The following is a 16122-nucleotide window of genomic DNA, read 5'->3' as shown; positions in this document are numbered from 1 at the left end:
ATGAAACTCAGTCACGCACCGTTCGAGAAATACTCTCTCGTCCTCCTCGTAGGCATTCTCTTCGTGGTCTCCATCGGCGGCCTCGTTGAGATCGCGCCCCTCTTCTGGCTGAAATCGACCATCGAAAAGGTGGACGGGGTGCGCCCCTATTCGCCGCTCGAACTCAAGGGCCGCGATGTCTACATCCGCGAGGGTTGCTACGCCTGCCACAGCCAGATGATCCGCACGCTCAAGGACGAGCTTGAGCGCTACGGTCATTACAGCCTCGCGGCGGAGAGCATGTACGATCACCCCTTTCAGTGGGGCTCGAAGCGGACGGGGCCGGACCTCGCCCGCGTCGGCGGCAAATATTCGGACGAGTGGCACGTCGCGCACATGACCGCCCCTCGCTCGATCGTGCCGGAAAGCGTCATGCCGGGTTATCCCTTCCTGGCGAAGCGCAAGCTCGACTACGACGACATTTCCGAACGGCTGAAGACGCTCCGCAAAGTCGGCGTGCCGTACACCGACGAGCAGATCGAAAACGCGAAGCTCGACATCATCGCGCAGACAAAGCCCGACACGCCGGAAGCCGCCGCTGTCGCCGCGCGTTACCCGAAAGCCGTCGTTCGCAAGTTCGACGCCAAGCAGGGCGATGTGACGGAACTCGACGCGCTGATCGCGTATCTCCAGATGCTCGGAACGCTCGTCGACTTCGCGAAGTACGACGCATCCGGCCCGAACCTGCGCTGAGGAGGAGGACACCATGACTTACGAAACGGTTCGATCACTCTCCGCGATGACGGGTCTCTTCATCTTCGTGACGCTCTTCATTGGCGTGCTGGTCTTCGTGTTCTGGCCCGGCAACCAGAAGGGCTTCGACGAGGCGAGCCGCATTCCGCTGGATTCGGACGACTTTGGCGCTGGGGGCAACAATGGCCGATAAGCACGAGAAAACAGTAGATCCCCACACCGGCACTGCGACCACAGGTCACGAGTGGGACGGTATCGCCGAACTCAACACGCCTCTGCCGCGCTGGTGGCTGTGGACGTTCTACGCCTGCATCATCTGGTCGGTCGGTTACTGGGTCGCCTATCCGACGTGGCCGCTGGTGTCCGATTACACCAAGGGGCTGCTCGGCTACAGCGAGCGGATGAACGTGACCGAAAGCCTTCAGGCCGTGCGCAATAGCCAGGCAAAGCTGAACGACGCCATCGTCAATGACAGCTTCGCCGACATCAAGGCCAACCCGCTGCTTCTCAATTTCGCCATGGCGGGCGGCAAGGTCGCTTTCGGCGACAACTGCGCGGGTTGTCATGGACGCGGCGCGCAGGGCGGGCTCGGCTTCCCGAACCTCAACGACGACAGCTGGATCTGGGGCGGATCCTTCGAACAGATCCTCCAGACGATCCAGTACGGCGTTCGCGGCGACCATCCCGAGACGCGGATTTCCCAGATGCCCGCATTCGGGGTTGACGGTCTCCTGACGCCCTCCCAGATCAGCGATACGGCGGAGTTCGTCCTCTCGCTGTCGAATCTCCCGCATGACAGCGCTGTTGCCGAGCGCGGCAAGGCGGTCTTTCACGGCGACGGTGCCTGCGCGAGTTGCCATGGCGAAGACGGCAAGGGCAATCAGGAGGTGGGCGCACCGAACCTCACCGCGAATATCTGGCTCTATGGCGGGACGAAAGAAGCCATCATGAATCAGATCACCACGGGCCACGGCGGCGTCATGCCGGCATGGTCGGGGCGCCTCGATCCCGCGACGCTCAAGAAGCTCGCCATCTACGTTCATTCGCTCGGTGGCGGGCAATAACACCGTCGCCCGACCGCTGGCGAGGGACACGGGCGGAAAGTGGCCGGCTCCCGGCCTCTGCCCAACCCTCCCGGCGGGGGAACCGAGCAGAAGCGAGGTAGCAAGCCATGAGCTGCTGCGATTCGATTTACGCCCGTGCCCTTATTCTGGAGCACACCATGACCGACATCTCGACGTCCATCACTCCTGCTGCAAGCCCGACTCCGGGCAAGAAGCGCGCCGAGGTGTCTCCCCCGACGCAGAGCACGAATCTTTATAAGGCGCGCGAGCCGATCTATCCGAAGCTGGTGCACGGCAAGTTTCGACGCATCAAGTGGATCTTCATGGCCGTGTCGCTTGGCATCTACTACCTGCTGCCGTGGCTCAGGTGGGATCGCGGGCCGACGCTGCCCGATCAGGCGGTGCTGCTCGATTTCGCCCATCAGCGGCTCTACATCTTCGACCTCGAAATCTGGGCGCAGGAATTCTATTACGTCACCGGCCTTCTCATCATATCCGCGCTGCTGCTGTTTCTCGTGACGGCGCTCGCGGGGCGCGTCTGGTGCGGCTATGCCTGCCCGCAGACGGTCTGGACCGATCTCATGATCGCGGTGGAGCGTATCTGGCAGGGCGACCGCAACGCGCGCCTGAAGCTCGCGAAGTCTCCATGGTCGCTCGACAAGACATGGCGGCTCGCGGGAACACATGTGTCGTGGCTCTTCATCGGCCTTGCGACCGGCGGCGCGCTCGTCTTCTATTTCGCCGATGCGCCGACGCTTTTCATGGAACTCGTGAACTTCGAAGCTCCGGCCGTCGCCTATATCTTCATCGGCATTTTCACCGCCACGACCTACGTGCTGGGCGGCCTCTCTCGCGAGCAGGTCTGCACCTACATGTGCCCGTGGCCTCGCATTCAAGGCGCGATGTTCGACGCGGATTCGCTCCTCATAACCTATCGCGGCTTTCGCGGCGAGCCGCGCGGACCGCACAAGAAGGGCGACACATGGGAAGGGCGCGGCGATTGCATCGACTGCAATCAATGCGTGGTGGTGTGTCCGGCGGGCATCGACATCCGCAACGGCGCGCAGCTCGAATGCATCCAGTGCGCGCTGTGCATCGACGCCTGCGACGAGGTCATGACCAAGGTCGGCCGCCCGACGAAACTCATCGCCTACGACACCTATCGCAACCTTGAGGCGGAGGCTCATGGCGAGCGCGCGCGAATCCGCCTGATCCGCCCGCGCACGATCCTTTACGCCGGTCTGACCGCGCTTGTGGGCGGGCTGATGCTCTTCGGCCTGTCGCAAAAGACCATCTTTGAAATGAACGTGGTGCCGGACCGCAATCCGCTCTTCGTGCAACTCAGCGACGGCAGCATCCGCAACGGCTACGAAATCCGCCTGCTCAACAAGCGGCGTGAGACGCGCACCTTCGCGCTTTCCGTGAGCCTGCCGGAAGCGAAAATAAACGTCGTCGGCATCGATGGCGAAAACCCGCCGCTCACGGTCGCGCCGGACGATCTGCGCTCGATCAAGGTCTATGTGAGCGTGCCCCGTGAAAAGGCTGCCACTCTCGGCGCGACAACGCCGGTAACGATCAGCGCGCGCGACACGGACGACGGCACCGAAACCTCGCGCGAGACCACCTTCAAGGGACCGGAACGATGAGTACGACGACGAGCGAACGCGGCGGTCTCACCGGGAAGCACGTCCTCCTGATCCTTCTCGGGTTTTTCGGGCTGATGTCCTCCGTGAATGCCGTCTTCGTTTATATGGCGATCTCCACGAAGCCCGGCGAGGCGACGGGCGCGAGCTACGAGGCGGGCCTGCGCTATAATCAGACGCTGGCTGAAGCCAAGGCGCAGGCCGCTCTCGGCTGGCATCACAAGGTCGAACTTCGCGGCGAACGGCTTCGCGTCTCGATGACGGACGCGGGCGGCGAGCCTGTCGCCGGGCTTGCCATTACCGGCCGCATCGAGCGTCCGGCTTCCAGCGAGAAGAGCCACGGCGTTTCGTTCAGGGAGGCTGACGCCGGACTTTACGAAGCGGATCTTGGCAAGGTCGGCACCGGCAAATGGATTCTGGCGTTCAACGCCGAGAAGTCGCGGCCGGGCAGCGCGCCCGCTATCTACCGCGTGAAGGAAAGATTATGGCTCGAACCATCGCAGCAGACGAACTAGTCGAGTTCAAGCAGCGAGAAGCGGGCGCATCGCCCGCAGGCAGCCGCGCGCCGTCATCATCGCGCACGATCACGCTGGCGGTGGAGAACATGCATTGCGGCGGCTGCATGCGGAAGGTCGAGACCGCCCTTCTGGGCGTGCCGGGCGTCGCCGCCGCGCGCGCGAACCTCTCCGCCCGCCGCGCAACCGTGATCTTCGACCGCGACGCGGGCGCGGCCGCCCCCCTTGTCGACGCGCTGGAGAAGGCAGGCTTCAAGGCCGCCGAACTCGCGCCCGACACCATCGACAATGAAAAGGACAACCCCGCGCGCCCCCTCCTCGCGCGGCTGGCGGTGGCGGGCTTCGCCGCCGCCAATATCATGCTGCTTTCGGTGTCGGTGTGGTCCGGCAAGGGCGGCGGCGCGGACGATCCCACCCATGCGCTGTTTCATTGGCTGTCCGCCGCAATCGCGCTGCCGGTGGTGGCCTATGCGGGCCAGCCGTTCTTCAGTTCGGCCTGGGGCGTGCTGAAGCGCGGCCGCGTGAACATGGACGTGCCGATCTCGCTTGCGATCTGGCTGTCCGCCATCATGAGCCTCTACCAGACGATGCGCGGCACCGATCAGGTCTATTTCGACGCCTGCGTGACGCTGCTGTTCTTCCTGCTCATCGGCCGCTATCTCGATCAGCGCGTGCGCATCACGGCGCGGGGCGCGGCGGAAAATCTGATCGGCCTGCAATCCCGCTGGGCGCATGTCATCGCGCCGGACGGCACCATCGAGCGGCTGCCATCGCGGCTTGTCGAGCCCGGCATGCGCATCGCGGTTGCGGCGGGCGAACGCTTCCCCGCTGACGGCGTGATCGCCAGCGGCACGACAATCGTGGATGAAAGCCTCATCACGGGCGAGACGACGCCCCGGACGGCCGCCGCCGACGCGGTCGTTTACGCCGGTTCCGTCAATCTCGGGGGGCCCGTCGAGATGGAGGCGCGCGCCGCCGAAAACGATACGCTGCTCGCGCAGATCGCGCGGCTCATGGCGACGGCGGAACAGGCGCGCGGGCGTTACGTCCGCCTCGCCGACCGTGCCGCGCGGTTTTACGCGCCGATGGTGCATAGCCTCGCGCTGGCCTCTTTCATCGGCTGGATGATCGCGGGCGCGGGCTGGGAGCATGCGCTGACCATCGCGATTGCGGTGCTGATCATCACCTGCCCGTGCGCGCTGGCGCTTGCCGTGCCCGCCGTACAGGTGGCGGCGTCTGCGCGGCTTTTCGACAAAGGCATTTTGCTGAAAGCGCCGGACGGCCTCGAACGGCTCGCTGAAACAGACGTGGCTGTGTTCGACAAGACCGGGACGCTGACGGCGGGCGTTCCCTCGCTCGCGAACGGCGATGCAATCGACGACGCAACGCTGATGGCCGCGTCCGCGCTCGCCGCCGCAAGTCGCCATCCTTACGCGCAGGCCGTAACGCAGGCGGCGAAAGCGCGCCTCGGCGCGGTGTCGGCGGCGGGCGGCGTGGAAGAAAAGCCGGGCTTCGGGCTGCGTCGCGCGACCGATGGCGGCGAAGAACGTCTCGGCTCCGCCGCGTGGTGCGGTGTGGATGACGCGCAAGCCTCCGCCGCCTCACTCTGGTACACGCGCCCGGGCGCTGCCCCCGTCGCTTTCCGCTTCGAGGACAAGCTTCGCGAGGACGCCGCCGCAACCGTGGATGCGCTCATCCGCGCGGGCTATCGCGTGGAGCTTCTGTCCGGCGACCGCATCGAAGCCGTCGCCGCCGCAGCTTCCGCCGCGCACATCGCGGACTGGCAAGCCGGGCTGAAACCGGACGAGAAAATTGCGCGACTCGACGAGTTGAAGGCCGAAGGCCGCCGCGTGCTCATGGTCGGCGACGGGCTGAACGACGCGCCCGCGCTCGCCGCCGCGCACGCCTCGGCGTCGCCGTCGACCGCCGCAGACATCAGCCAGACGGCGTCGGACGCGGTGTTTCAAGGCGCGAAGCTCTCGCCGGTGATCGAACTGCTCGCCACGGCGAAGAAGGCGCGGCGCATGTCGTTCCAGAACTTCGCCATCGCTTTCGGCTACAACATCGTGTTCGTTCCGCTCGCCATCGCGGGCTTCGTGAACCCGCTCGTGGCGGCCATCGCGATGTCGACGTCGTCCATCTTCGTCACGCTGAACGCGGTCCGGCTGCGCACGGCGAAACTGGAGTTGAAGGCATGACCTCGCTTGCGTGGCTGATCCCCATCGCGCTGTTTCTCGGCGGCCTCGGCCTCGCCGGGTTCATCTGGGCGCTGAAGTCCGGCCAGTACGAAGACCTCGACGGCGCGGCCTGGCGCGCGCTCGAAGACGATCCGCCGGAGAAGCCGCGCCCCGGCGCTTGAGCGCGTCCGGCTCGCGCGCGACGCCGTTGTGGATTGCGGCGCATTCCCGCAGCCCGAATCCGCGAATTGGCGCAAGCTCCGCGCAGGCGATTCTCAGGGGGCACGTATGGGACGGGCGAAGGCGGCAGCCAGAAACTTCACCGTGGATATGTGGTGGACCGGCCTCAACGATGTGGAGGTCGGCCTGTTCGTGCACTCGCGGCACCGTGCGAAGTCGCGGCAATTCACGGCGGACAGCGATGTGATCGGCGAGGTGCTCGAAGGCGGCGAACGCGTCGGCCTGATCACCTATCGCGAGGGCCTGTGGAAATCCGAAGATCCCGGCGCGAAGCGTGTGGTGCTGAAGCTCTTCAGCCCGTCGATGACGTGGCGCGGCAGCATCGATCTGCTCGTGGGACGCAGCGTGCAGCTTTCGACCGGCGCGCGCGGCTTTCCGGTGACGTCGTGGTCGCTCAACGTCGACGGCCACGATCAGATCGTGCAGGTGGAGCGTTCGGCGCGCAAATGGCCGGGCATGCCGGAAGAGTTTTCGTTCTTCCTGCTGGAAGGCGGTGAGGCGCGATTCTATCGGCTGCGGCAGGACTGGATCAATTTCGGCGGCGACTATACGCTCTACGATCAGACGGGCGCGCGGATCGGCCATCTGAACGGGCATGTGTTCCATATGGCGGGTCGTTGGGACGTGACGCTCGACGGCGCACCATCGCCGCTTCTGGCGACGACGCTGCAACTCATCGGCGGCATGCTGAAGTTCAACGGTGCGGCGCGGCGCCATGTCGGCCGCGTGGTGCGTGGTGTCCGGCAGGGCGCCATTTCGCTGGCAATCGAGAAAAAGGAAGCCGACCTTTACCTGAACCCGAGGCGGCCGCGCTGATTTCGGGCCGAGGCGCGGCGTTTCGCCCGGTCGCGACGACCGTTCCCGCCTTCATCGACGCCAGAAAGCGGATGAGGTGGGCGCGCGTCATCGCGATGCAGCCGGCAGTCGGGGCGAACGACTTGCGCGCGACGTGCATGAAAATGGCGCTGCCGCGACCTTGCGCACGCGGCGCAATGTTGTAGTCGAGCACCGCGATGAGGTCGTAAAGCGAATCGTTTCGCCAAAGCCGCTCCGCGCTCGCCGGATAAGGCATCGTCACCCTGCGGTTGTAGTTGCGGTCTGTCGCCGCATCGCACCAGCCGTAGGTGGGGCGGTTGGCGAGCACTGGTACGGCGGCAACCGGCCTGCGCACCCTGTCGGGTCGATAATACACCGTCAGAATCCGCCATCGGCCCAATGGCGTAGCACCGTCGCCTTCACGCTTCGCGGCGCGAAGACCGGACTTCCCAAGGGCGACGGAAAACTGTAAATGACCGTATGTCATTATCCCCGTCGCCGCCGCGTCCGATAGTGTTAGAACGCGTGCGTATGTGCGTTTTCGCGTTTTCAGGCGGTGCTTTTGCTGTACATTCGCCTTTGGCACCAAAGGTCACCCGTTGCGTCGGCCAGTACCGTCGTTAAATCAAAAAGCGCGATCTTCCGCCCGGAGTTAAAAATGAGCAATAAGCGCAATATCCTGGTTGTCGATGATGATCAAGACCTTGCGCTGTCGCTGATCGAGCAGCTTGCGCTTCATGAAGAGTTCAATCCGCATGTCGTGCACAGCGCCGCGCAAGCTTTTACGGCGGTCAAGGGGCAGCACACCGAACTCGTGATCCTCGACGTCGGGTTGCCGGATATGGACGGCCGCGAGGCGTGCCGCATCCTTCGCAAGAACGGATTCAAGAACCCGATCATCATGCTGACCGGCCACGACACCGATTCGGACACGATCCTGGGCCTCGAATCCGGCGCAAACGACTACATCACCAAGCCGTTCCGCTTCGCCGTGCTTCTCGCCCGTATCCGCGCGCAGCTTCGCCAGCATGAGCACAGCGAGGAAGCGGTGTTCACGATCGGTGACTATTCCTTCCGGCCATCGGCGAAACTGCTCGTCGACAAGAAGGGGTCGAAAGTGCGGCTCACCGAAAAGGAAACGTCGATCCTGAAATACCTCTACCGCGCGGGCGAAAAGGTGATCTCGCGCGATGTCCTCCTGCACGAGGTCTGGGGCTACAATGCGGGCGTTACCACGCACACGCTGGAAACCCATATCTACCGGCTCCGGCAGAAGATCGAAAAGGATCCGTCGCGCGCCGAACTCCTCATCACCGAAGCGGGCGGCTACAAGCTCGTTCCGTAACGAGCCTGAATCAAGCGCAACCTTGAGTTGCATAACCGAATCGCGCAAAGTCCGAACCGTTCGTATGGGTTTGAAGGAGTTCGGCCACTCAAGCGATAGGTTCCTCAGCTATGCTCGATGCGCATATCGAGCTTCTTCGAGCACTGCCCATTTTCAGAGGCCTTGGGGAGAAGCAACTCGCCGCGATACTTGACGTCGGCAAGAAGGTGTATTTCGAGCCTGGGCATGTTCTGACAAGGAAAGATGTGGCGGGCGATTGCGCGTTTCTCGTCCTGTCCGGGGCGGTCCGCTGCAAGGATTTTCCCGGAATGGCAACCGGCAGCGAGCCTATCGGACCGGGTGCTCTCGTCGGCGAGATGGCGATGCTGGTCGACACCGTCTATCCGCTCACCGTAGAAGCGACGGAACGAGTGCGCGCGCTTGCCCTGCAACGCTCCCGGCTGACTCGCGTCATGCGGCGCGATCCGGGCATTGCGCGGCAATTGGCCGACAATCTTCTTCTCAGATTGCGGTCCTTCGCGCGGGATTTGCGCCATTTCGAGTTGCAGCTCGAACAAAAGGAAGATGCCTCGCCTCCTGCCGCGCAAGCGCGGACGGCGACCGAAATTGCCGTGTCATCCGCGGCCTTCGATGAAAGTCGCGCGCGAGGGGCCGCACGCCGTTTTGGCGGAGAATACTAAGCTTTCGTTAATATCGTTGCGAATGAGGACGAATCAAACAAAACTCTACTTCTGTAGTTGTAAACGTGTGGGAGACTTTTGGCAGAAGCAAAGACGGGTGGTTCAATGCTCGACCATAAAATCGAGCTTTTACAGCAGGTTCCCCTATTTACGGGGCTTTCCGACGAGCTGCTCGAAGCGATCGCGGCGATAGGCCAGAAGACATTCTTCGAGGCTGGCGCGGAGCTTATTACCGAAGGCGAGACCGGCAGCACCGCTTACTTGATCATGACCGGAAAGGCGGGGTGCCCGCGTTTCGAGGGCGGCGAGCTTTTCGTCGAAGACCTTTGGCCCGGCACGCTCGTCGGCGAACTCGGCATGCTGGTGGAGACCGTTCACAGCGTGACCGTGACGGCGCGGGAGCGGCTGCGCGCGCTCGCGTTCTCTCGCGACGCCTTCCGCGCGACGATGGAGCAACGGCCCGAACTTGCGCAGCACATTTCCGAGAAGCTGCTCGTTCGGCTGCACGGGTTGGCGGCGGATATCAGGCGCGTCGACAGCAAGCTCGCGGACGTCGAGAAGGCCGAAAAGGCAGCGTGACAGGGTCGCGGAGTGCGCGCCTGGAGGGGCGTCATCGCTTTTGAGGGATGCGACTCACGGGGTCGCGCTGGATTTTACGCGCCTTCGAAAGGCGGTGTACCGCTCCAACTTTAAAGCCGCCGGGCCTTCTCCTCGACGCCTCGCGCAACGCATCCGGTGCGCTTATTTCTATTGGCCGCCACGCGGAAATTAGCTACAATCAAGAGTAGGTAGGACTCGATCTCGCCGGTTTCGATGCGGAAGGGGAGATTATGAGATTTGTTGTTGCTATAGTCGCGGCGTTACTCGTGGCTCCCCAAGACTCGTATCCGGCAGAAGTGCCCGATATTTTCCACGACAAGATTGAAGCCGTTGCATTGCAATTTTCTTCTCTGAATATACCCGATCTTGAGAAAATTCAGCTTCCGCAGCCGCAGGCCGATGGGTCGCTCATATTCCTTTACATCTGGCTGCCTCAGACGCACGCGCCCTCGCCTGAGTCTTTCGAAGCGAACATCGCAGATTATTTCGACGTGACTGCGCCGCTTGGACATGCTTTCGCCGGCTGGTGCTATCTGCGCAAGCCCGAGACCTACACTCTCAAGACGGTGACGGGCGAGATTGCCGTGCAGCGCATTCGGGCGCTGGCATTCCGGCGGAAACCGCCGCTCGCGCGCTGCCAGGGCGGCGTGCCCGGGGCGGCGGGACGGCTCGGCCAGACGCAGGTCTTCGTCGATCCGCGATCAGGTGTGAAATCGATGGTGAGATCCGGCCACCCGACGCGGTTCCCACCGGTGTCTCAGGTGCGGTGAATGCAGCTTTCCACAGGCGACCGCTGCGTCGCTTAAAGCTCAATCGCGCTTGAGGCGCGCAGCGAGATCAGGGCGCCGCTCACGCGTCAACGCCTCCGACTGTTCGCGCCGCCATCGCGCGATGCGGGCGTGGTCGCCGGACAGCAGCACGTCCGGAATCTCGCTGCCCTCGAACACACGCGGCCGCGTATAATGCGGGTATTCGAGCAGGCCGTTCTCGTGGCTTTCCTCGCCGAGCGACGCCTCGGCACCGATCACGCCCGGCAGCAGACGCACGCACGCATCGAGCAGCACCATCGCGGCAAGTTCGCCGCCCGACAGCACGTAATCGCCTATGGAGATTTCTTCGAGCTGGCGCGCGTCGATCACCCGTTGGTCGAGCCCTTCGAAGCGGCCGCAGAACAGGAGCGCGCCCGGCCCTGCGGCGAGCGTACGGGCGCGAGCCTGCGTGAGCGGCGCGCCGCGCGGCGAAAGATAGATGCGCGGCAGATCCGGGGCGTCTGCGCTGGCCGCGTCGATGGCCGCCGCCGCCACATCCGCGCGCAGCACCATGCCCGCGCCGCCGCCCGCCGGTGTGTCGTCCACCGAGCGATGCCTGTCGGTCGCGAAGTCGCGAATGTTGCGCGTCGAGAGCCGCCACAGGCCGTCGGAAAGCGCGCGCCCGGACAGGCTCAAGCCGAGCGGGCCGGGGAACATCTCGGGGAAAAGCGTTAGTATGCTGGCATGCCAGGTCATCTCAGCAATCCAGCATCTTGAGCCAGGCTTCGGGCTTTTGCCCGCTCGCCAGCCGCAGGAACCCCAGCGACACGGGCAGCCCGAAGCGGCGCGGCCCGGCGCTGCCGGGGTTCACATAAAGCACGCCGGCCTTCTCTTCGATCAGCGGCTTGTGCGTATGGCCGGAGACGACGACAGCCATGCCCGCAGCTGCCGGGTCAATCGCGATATTGCGCAGGATGTGCAGCATATAGATGTCGAAGCCGCCGACGCTTGCAATCGTGTCGAGCGGCAGGGCCGCCAGCTCGCCGCCGTCGACATTGCCGCGCACCGCGAACACCGGCGCGATGCTGCGAAGCGCCGCGAGCACAGCCGGGCGGCCGACATCGCCCGCGTGCAGGATCGCGTCGACACCCGCCAACGCCGCCGCCGCTTCCGGGCGAAGCAGGCCGTGCGTGTCGGAGATGAGGCCGAGAACGGTCATTCGTGGGACTCGCCATCCGCCCCATCCGCCTCCGCGCTCTCAAACGCCGGACGGATCACCGTCACGCGGCCCGCGCCGAGATCGACATGCGGCACGTGCGCGTTGTCGAAGGGGATCAGCACCGGCTGGCGTTCGTCTCCGAAGCGCACTTCGAGCAAGTCGCCCGCGCCGAAATTATGGACGCCGATCACCTTGCCGACGACCGCGCCCTCGGGCGAAACGGCGGCAAGACCGATGAGGTCGGAATGATAGAACTCGTCCTCGTCCTCAGGCGGCGGCAGCGCCTCGCGCGGAACGTAAAGCTCGATGCCGTTCAGCGCCTCGGCCTGCGTGCGGTCGGCAACGCCTTTCAGGCGCGCGATGACGGAACCGGCGGACGCGGCCCGCATGCCGGTGATGACAAAGGTGCGCGTGCCGTCGGCGCTCGAAAGCGGCCCGTAAGCCGTGATGTCTTCGGGCGCGGCGGTGAAGGTCGCGATTTTCACTTCGCCGCGCAAACCATGGGCGCCGCCGATCCGGCCGAGCAGAACCTTATCTTGCGTCATGCGCTTTGCACCTCAGGGGCCAGGCGGTGGCTTCGGCCACGGGTTTCTCCTTCAGCGCATGGAAAAGCGGTACAAGACACACAAGCAACCGGAAGTCCATCGCGGCTCCGATACGCAAGCGGAGCGCCTCCGCGATGCGGCAGCGCTCCGGCAATTCCACATCCCGCACGAAGCGTGCGTAAAGCGTGCTGCTTACGCGGCTTCGCTCGTCTCTTCGGCCTTCTTGCGACGCTCTTCGGCGCGCTCGACGGCCTTCGTGCCCGGCTCGCCCTTATTCGGATTGTTGCGCTCGGGGCGCTTGGCAAGGCCGCGCGCGTCGAGGAAACGAAGCACGCGATCGGTGGGCTGGGCGCCTACCGAGAGCCAATGCTTCACGCGCTCTTCAAGGAGCGTCACGCGGTCCGTGTGGTCCTTCGGAAGCAGCGGATTATAGGTGCCGAGCTTCTCGATGAAGCGGCCATCGCGCGGAGCGGTCGCCTCGGCGACGACGATGCGGTAGTACGGGCGCTTCTTCGCGCCGCCGCGGGACAGTCTGATCTTCAGGGGCATGTTCGTCTCCGTTAAACGTTCGATCTCTGATCTTGCGAAAATTCTGTTCTGCACGAGCCTTGCCCGCGCGGTTGACAGCACTCTGAGCGCTCTCATTTCTTTTTCCCTGGCAGGCCCGGAAGGCCGCCGAAACGTCCGCCACCCGGCATACCCGGAAGGCCCGGCAAACCGCCGCCGCCGCCTCCGAGAACTCCCGGCAGCTTCATGCCCGGCGGGAGCTGCATCTTGCCCGCCTTCGCTGCTTCAATCATTTCGGGCGTGGGTTCCGGCATCTTTCCGCCGATGCCGAACAACTTCGCAAGTCCGCCCTTGCCCTTGCCGACGACCTTCATCATGTCGGCCATCTGCCGGTGCATCTTGAGAAGCTGATTCACCTCCTGCACGGTGGTGCCGGACCCGGCTGCGATGCGGCGCTTGCGGCTCGCTTGCAGGACTTTCGGGTTGCGGCGCTCCTGTGGCGTCATGGAGGAGATGATTGCGGTCTGCCTTTTCAGCAGCTTGTCGTCGAGGTTGGCGGCGTCGAGCTGCTTCTTCATCTTGCCGATGCCGGGCAGCATGCCCAGCACGCCCGACATGCCGCCGATCTTCTGCATCTGGCGGAACTGGTCGGAGAGGTCTTGCAGGTCGAACTGGCCCTTGGCGAGCTTCTTCGCCATGGCCTGCGCTTTTTCCTGGTCGATGGTCTCGGCGGCGCGCTCGACGAGGCTCACGACGTCGCCCATGCCGAGGATGCGGCCCGCGACGCGCTCGGGGTGGAAGTCTTCGAGGCCGTCGAGCTTTTCGCCCGTGCCCAGCAGCTTGATCGGCTTGCCCGTGACGGCGCGCATGGAGAGCGCCGCGCCGCCGCGTCCGTCGCCGTCGATGCGGGTCAGCACGATGCCGGTGATGCCGATGCGCTGGTCGAAGGTGCGCGCGAGGTTCACCGCGTCCTGACCGGTGAGGCTGTCGGCGACAAGCAGCGTCTCGTGCGGCTTGGCGATGTCGCGCACCTGCTCGGTTTCGCGCATCAGCTCATCGTCGATATGCAGGCGACCGGCGGTGTCGAGCATGACGACGTCATAGCCGCCGAGTTTCGCCGCCTGAATGGCGCGCGCCGCGATCTGCTGCGGCGTCTGGCCCTTGATGATGGGGAGCGTGTCTACGCCGGTCTGCTGGCCGAGAACTTCGAGCTGCTCCTGTGCGGCCGGGCGGCGGGTGTCGAGCGAGGCCATCAGCACCTTGCGCTTGTCGCGTTCGGTGAGGCGCTTCGCGATCTTCGCGGTGGTCGTGGTCTTGCCTGAGCCTTGCAGGCCGACCATCATGATCGGCACCGGCGGAATGGACTGGAGGTCGATGGGATCGGCTTCCGCGCCGAGCGTGCGGACGAGTTCGTCATGCACGATCTTGACGACCATCTGGCCGGGCGTCACTGAGCGGACGACTTCCTGGCCGACTGCCTTTTCCTTCACGCGGTCGGTGAAGCTCTTGACCACGTCGAGCGCCACGTCCGCCTCGATCAGCGCCCGGCGGACTTCGCGCATCGCTTCCGAAACATCGCTGTCGGTCAGCGCGCCGCGTCGGGTAAGCTTGTCGAAGATGCCTGAGAGGCGGTCGGATAGGGAGTCGAACATAAGGGGCTTTCGCGTTTCGCTCGGTTCTGGCGGAGGTCCGGTTTTTCTGTCATCGGCGCGTCATCCACGCCTTGAAACGAAAGGTCTCGGTCCTGTTTTCCTTCAATGCCGGCGCTGTGGGCATGCTCCAACAGACAACGCACCCGCGGGCGAACTCTCGCTGGCGGGCGACGGATATCTAATGCAACATCGGTATAGACGATTACAATTGCTCTTTCAAATGCGATTTTAGACCAAATGACGACACAGTGACGTTCGGATAAAATTCGCGAGCCTCATGGCGCCTTCACCTTCACATCGGGGGCGTCGGAATGCTTCATGAGACGCCCCCGCTCCGTCACCAGCACGGTGACGAGCGTAGCCGCGAACATGATGCTGATGCCGATGCAGAGCGGGCGCACCGACCCGTCGAAGGACTGGCCAACGATGGTGCCGAGCGCCGCTGCGGCAACGGTGGTGTAGAAGCCGATGAGCGAAGAGGCCGTGCCCGCGATATGTCCCATCGGCTCCATCGCAAGCGAGTTGAAATTCGCGGACATCAGGCCGAAGCATAGAAACACCGCCGCCATGAAGGTGCCGAACGCCCAGAGCGGCGGCTTGTCGGGAAATCCGAACCCCGCCATCACGCCGCAGACGGCAAGGCCGCCGATGATCGCACGGTGGGAGACGCCGCGCATGCCGACCCGGCGCACAAGCTTCGCGTTGATGATCGAAGCCGCCGCGAGGAATGCCGCGATGAGGCCGAAGGCTATCGGGAAGTCGGCGCCAAGCCCGTACACGTCGACGAAGATCTGCTGCGACGTGATGATGTACGAAAACAGCAGGCCGAATGAAAACCCCAGCGCGACCGCATAACCGACTGTCTGTCTGGTGGTCGCAACCGCCGCGCACGCCGCCCATATGGTGCGGACATTGAACGGAAGCCGGTCGCTCTTGTCGAATGTTTCGGGCAGGCGCAGGCCGGACCAGAGCGTTGCCACAAGCCCCATGGCGAGCAGAACCCAGAAGATGATGTGCCAGTCCGAAAACTGGACAATCGCTTCGCCGAGCGTCGGCGCAAGGATCGGCACGATCACGAAGACCATCGTCACGAAGGACATGATGCGCGCCATCTCGCGCCCGGCAAAGCGGTCGCGCACCACGGCAATGGCAACGATGCGGGGAGCGGCAGCGCCGAAGCCTTGAAAGGCGCGCGCGAACAGCAGCATCGCGAAGGATGTCGCCGTGACGGCCAGCACAGTTCCGATGGTGTAAAGCGCAAGTCCGAGGAGCAGCGGATTGCGCCGCCCGTAGGAGTCCGAAAGCGGCCCGAAAAGGAATTGCCCGATGGCAAAGCCCACGAAGTAGATACTCAGCACAAGCTGCTGCTCGTTCTCTGTCGTCGCGCCCAGCGCACCGGCGATCTTCGGTAACGCCGGTAGCATGATGTCGATGGAAAGCGCCGTCAGCGCGGTCAGCAACGCGATGAGCGTTACGAATTCCGGTGTGGAGAGAGGGAATCGGGTCGCCTGCGGCGGGGAGGCGTCGTCGGACTTGACAAGCATCTGGTGTGAACTCGGGGGACCGAAGTTAGGTTCGGCACAAAAGCAAAACAGCGCCGATATGAATACCGGCGCTGCGTTCGTGCGTAAATGAAGA

General features: G+C 64.1%; 18 protein-coding genes and 1 pseudogene. 12 read left to right on the top strand and 7 right to left on the bottom strand.

Translation table 11 applies throughout. From position 1 onward, the window contains the following. From ccoO to KKP04_RS12895, 8 genes are all read left to right on the top strand, one after another. On the top strand, positions 1-732 hold the full coding sequence (gene ccoO, locus KKP04_RS12930; protein WP_215032055.1) for a cytochrome-c oxidase, cbb3-type subunit II: 732 nt from the start codon (positions 1-3) through the stop codon (positions 730-732). Between the two features lie 13 nt (positions 733-745). Further along, positions 746-925: a cbb3-type cytochrome c oxidase subunit 3 gene (locus KKP04_RS12925; RefSeq protein ID WP_215032052.1), complete on the top strand. Its 180-nt coding sequence runs from the start codon at positions 746-748 to the stop codon at positions 923-925. Next, positions 915-1796, top strand: a complete 882-nt coding sequence (gene ccoP, locus KKP04_RS12920; protein ID WP_215032049.1) for a cytochrome-c oxidase, cbb3-type subunit III — start codon at positions 915-917, stop codon at positions 1794-1796. Before KKP04_RS12925 ends, ccoP begins: the two co-directional genes overlap by 11 nt. Positions 1797-1954: 158 nt before the next feature. Beyond that, complete coding sequence (gene ccoG / locus KKP04_RS12915; RefSeq protein ID WP_251134097.1) at positions 1955-3442, top strand: cytochrome c oxidase accessory protein CcoG; 1488 nt, start codon at positions 1955-1957, stop codon at positions 3440-3442. Then, positions 3439-3954 (top strand): FixH family protein, encoded by a 516-nt coding sequence (locus KKP04_RS12910; protein WP_215032042.1) that lies wholly within the window; start codon positions 3439-3441, stop codon positions 3952-3954. The genes ccoG and KKP04_RS12910 overlap by 4 nt, the downstream gene beginning before the upstream one ends. Then, positions 3924-6152, top strand: coding sequence for a heavy metal translocating P-type ATPase (locus KKP04_RS12905; protein ID WP_215032039.1), 2229 nt, complete (start codon positions 3924-3926; stop codon positions 6150-6152). The genes KKP04_RS12910 and KKP04_RS12905 overlap by 31 nt, the downstream gene beginning before the upstream one ends. Continuing rightward, complete coding sequence (gene ccoS, locus KKP04_RS12900; protein ID WP_215032036.1) at positions 6149-6313, top strand: cbb3-type cytochrome oxidase assembly protein CcoS; 165 nt, start codon at positions 6149-6151, stop codon at positions 6311-6313. Before KKP04_RS12905 ends, ccoS begins: the two co-directional genes overlap by 4 nt. Positions 6314-6419: 106 nt before the next feature. Further along, entirely contained in the window at positions 6420-7187 is a 768-nt protein-coding gene (locus tag KKP04_RS12895; protein ID WP_215032033.1) for a hypothetical protein, read from the top strand. Between the two features lie 46 nt (positions 7188-7233). Here the strand turns inward: KKP04_RS12895 and KKP04_RS15580 are convergent. Then, positions 7234-7674, bottom strand: a pseudogene (locus KKP04_RS15580) (L,D-transpeptidase); the annotation flags it as partial. Positions 7675-7845: 171 nt separating this feature from the next. Here KKP04_RS15580 and KKP04_RS12890 point away from each other — a divergent pair. The 4 genes from KKP04_RS12890 (at position 7846) to KKP04_RS12875 (ending at position 10582) form a co-directional block, all read left to right on the top strand. Continuing rightward, the gene (locus KKP04_RS12890; RefSeq protein WP_215032030.1) at positions 7846-8532 is read left to right on the top strand and encodes a response regulator transcription factor; all 687 of its coding nucleotides are present in this window, start codon (positions 7846-7848) and stop codon (positions 8530-8532) included. A gap of 110 nt (positions 8533-8642) precedes the next feature. Continuing rightward, positions 8643-9212, top strand: coding sequence for a cyclic nucleotide-binding domain-containing protein (locus tag KKP04_RS12885; protein ID WP_215032028.1), 570 nt, complete (start codon positions 8643-8645; stop codon positions 9210-9212). A gap of 105 nt (positions 9213-9317) precedes the next feature. Then, positions 9318-9791, top strand: a complete 474-nt coding sequence (locus KKP04_RS12880; RefSeq protein ID WP_215032025.1) for a cyclic nucleotide-binding domain-containing protein — start codon at positions 9318-9320, stop codon at positions 9789-9791. Between the two features lie 251 nt (positions 9792-10042). Next, positions 10043-10582, top strand: coding sequence for a hypothetical protein (locus tag KKP04_RS12875; RefSeq protein ID WP_215032022.1), 540 nt, complete (start codon positions 10043-10045; stop codon positions 10580-10582). Between the two features lie 39 nt (positions 10583-10621). Here KKP04_RS12875 and trmD read toward each other — a convergent pair whose 3' ends face one another. From trmD to KKP04_RS12845, 6 genes are all read right to left on the bottom strand, one after another. Beyond that, positions 10622-11317, bottom strand: a complete 696-nt coding sequence (trmD, locus tag KKP04_RS12870) for a tRNA (guanosine(37)-N1)-methyltransferase TrmD (RefSeq protein WP_215032019.1) — start codon at positions 11315-11317, stop codon at positions 10622-10624. A gap of 1 nt (position 11318) precedes the next feature. Further along, positions 11319-11780, bottom strand: a complete 462-nt coding sequence (locus KKP04_RS12865) for a metallophosphoesterase family protein (protein ID WP_215032016.1) — start codon at positions 11778-11780, stop codon at positions 11319-11321. Then, positions 11777-12325, bottom strand: coding sequence for a ribosome maturation factor RimM (gene rimM / locus KKP04_RS12860; RefSeq protein ID WP_215032013.1), 549 nt, complete (start codon positions 12323-12325; stop codon positions 11777-11779). The genes KKP04_RS12865 and rimM overlap by 4 nt, the downstream gene beginning before the upstream one ends. A 192-nt stretch (positions 12326-12517) precedes the next feature. Further along, positions 12518-12874: a 30S ribosomal protein S16 gene (gene rpsP, locus KKP04_RS12855; RefSeq protein ID WP_215032010.1), complete on the bottom strand. Its 357-nt coding sequence runs from the start codon at positions 12872-12874 to the stop codon at positions 12518-12520. A gap of 92 nt (positions 12875-12966) precedes the next feature. Then, positions 12967-14484, bottom strand: a complete 1518-nt coding sequence (ffh, locus tag KKP04_RS12850; RefSeq protein ID WP_215032007.1) for a signal recognition particle protein — start codon at positions 14482-14484, stop codon at positions 12967-12969. A gap of 275 nt (positions 14485-14759) precedes the next feature. Further along, a complete protein-coding gene (locus KKP04_RS12845; protein WP_215032004.1) occupies positions 14760-16028 on the bottom strand; it encodes a multidrug effflux MFS transporter in 1269 nt (422 codons plus the stop codon). Positions 16029-16122: the final 94 nt, after the last annotated feature.

Source organism: Rhodomicrobium sp. Az07 (genome assembly GCF_018619475.1).
Lineage (GTDB): Bacteria > Pseudomonadota > Alphaproteobacteria > Rhizobiales > Rhodomicrobiaceae > Rhodomicrobium.
Note: the sequence above shows the minus strand (reverse complement) of the source record. Positions and strands in the feature narration are given on the sequence as shown.

Coding starts and splice junctions, on each gene's coding strand:
- KKP04_RS12865 (WP_215032016.1), bottom strand. CDS start 11,780: ATGACCGTTCTCGGCCTCATCTCCGACACGCACGGCCTGCTTCGCCCG.
- KKP04_RS12890 (WP_215032030.1), top strand. CDS start 7,846: ATGAGCAATAAGCGCAATATCCTGGTTGTCGATGATGATCAAGACCTT.
- KKP04_RS12905 (WP_215032039.1), top strand. CDS start 3,924: ATGGCTCGAACCATCGCAGCAGACGAACTAGTCGAGTTCAAGCAGCGA.
- rimM (WP_215032013.1), bottom strand. CDS start 12,325: ATGACGCAAGATAAGGTTCTGCTCGGCCGGATCGGCGGCGCCCATGGT.
- KKP04_RS12895 (WP_215032033.1), top strand. CDS start 6,420: ATGGGACGGGCGAAGGCGGCAGCCAGAAACTTCACCGTGGATATGTGG.
- KKP04_RS12885 (WP_215032028.1), top strand. CDS start 8,643: ATGCTCGATGCGCATATCGAGCTTCTTCGAGCACTGCCCATTTTCAGA.
- ccoG (WP_251134097.1), top strand. CDS start 1,955: ATGACCGACATCTCGACGTCCATCACTCCTGCTGCAAGCCCGACTCCG.
- KKP04_RS12880 (WP_215032025.1), top strand. CDS start 9,318: ATGCTCGACCATAAAATCGAGCTTTTACAGCAGGTTCCCCTATTTACG.
- trmD (WP_215032019.1), bottom strand. CDS start 11,317: ATGACCTGGCATGCCAGCATACTAACGCTTTTCCCCGAGATGTTCCCC.
- ccoO (WP_215032055.1), top strand. CDS start 1: ATGAAACTCAGTCACGCACCGTTCGAGAAATACTCTCTCGTCCTCCTC.
- KKP04_RS12910 (WP_215032042.1), top strand. CDS start 3,439: ATGAGTACGACGACGAGCGAACGCGGCGGTCTCACCGGGAAGCACGTC.
- ccoS (WP_215032036.1), top strand. CDS start 6,149: ATGACCTCGCTTGCGTGGCTGATCCCCATCGCGCTGTTTCTCGGCGGC.
- KKP04_RS12875 (WP_215032022.1), top strand. CDS start 10,043: ATGAGATTTGTTGTTGCTATAGTCGCGGCGTTACTCGTGGCTCCCCAA.
- KKP04_RS12845 (WP_215032004.1), bottom strand. CDS start 16,028: ATGCTTGTCAAGTCCGACGACGCCTCCCCGCCGCAGGCGACCCGATTC.
- KKP04_RS12925 (WP_215032052.1), top strand. CDS start 746: ATGACTTACGAAACGGTTCGATCACTCTCCGCGATGACGGGTCTCTTC.
- ccoP (WP_215032049.1), top strand. CDS start 915: ATGGCCGATAAGCACGAGAAAACAGTAGATCCCCACACCGGCACTGCG.
- rpsP (WP_215032010.1), bottom strand. CDS start 12,874: ATGCCCCTGAAGATCAGACTGTCCCGCGGCGGCGCGAAGAAGCGCCCG.
- ffh (WP_215032007.1), bottom strand. CDS start 14,484: ATGTTCGACTCCCTATCCGACCGCCTCTCAGGCATCTTCGACAAGCTT.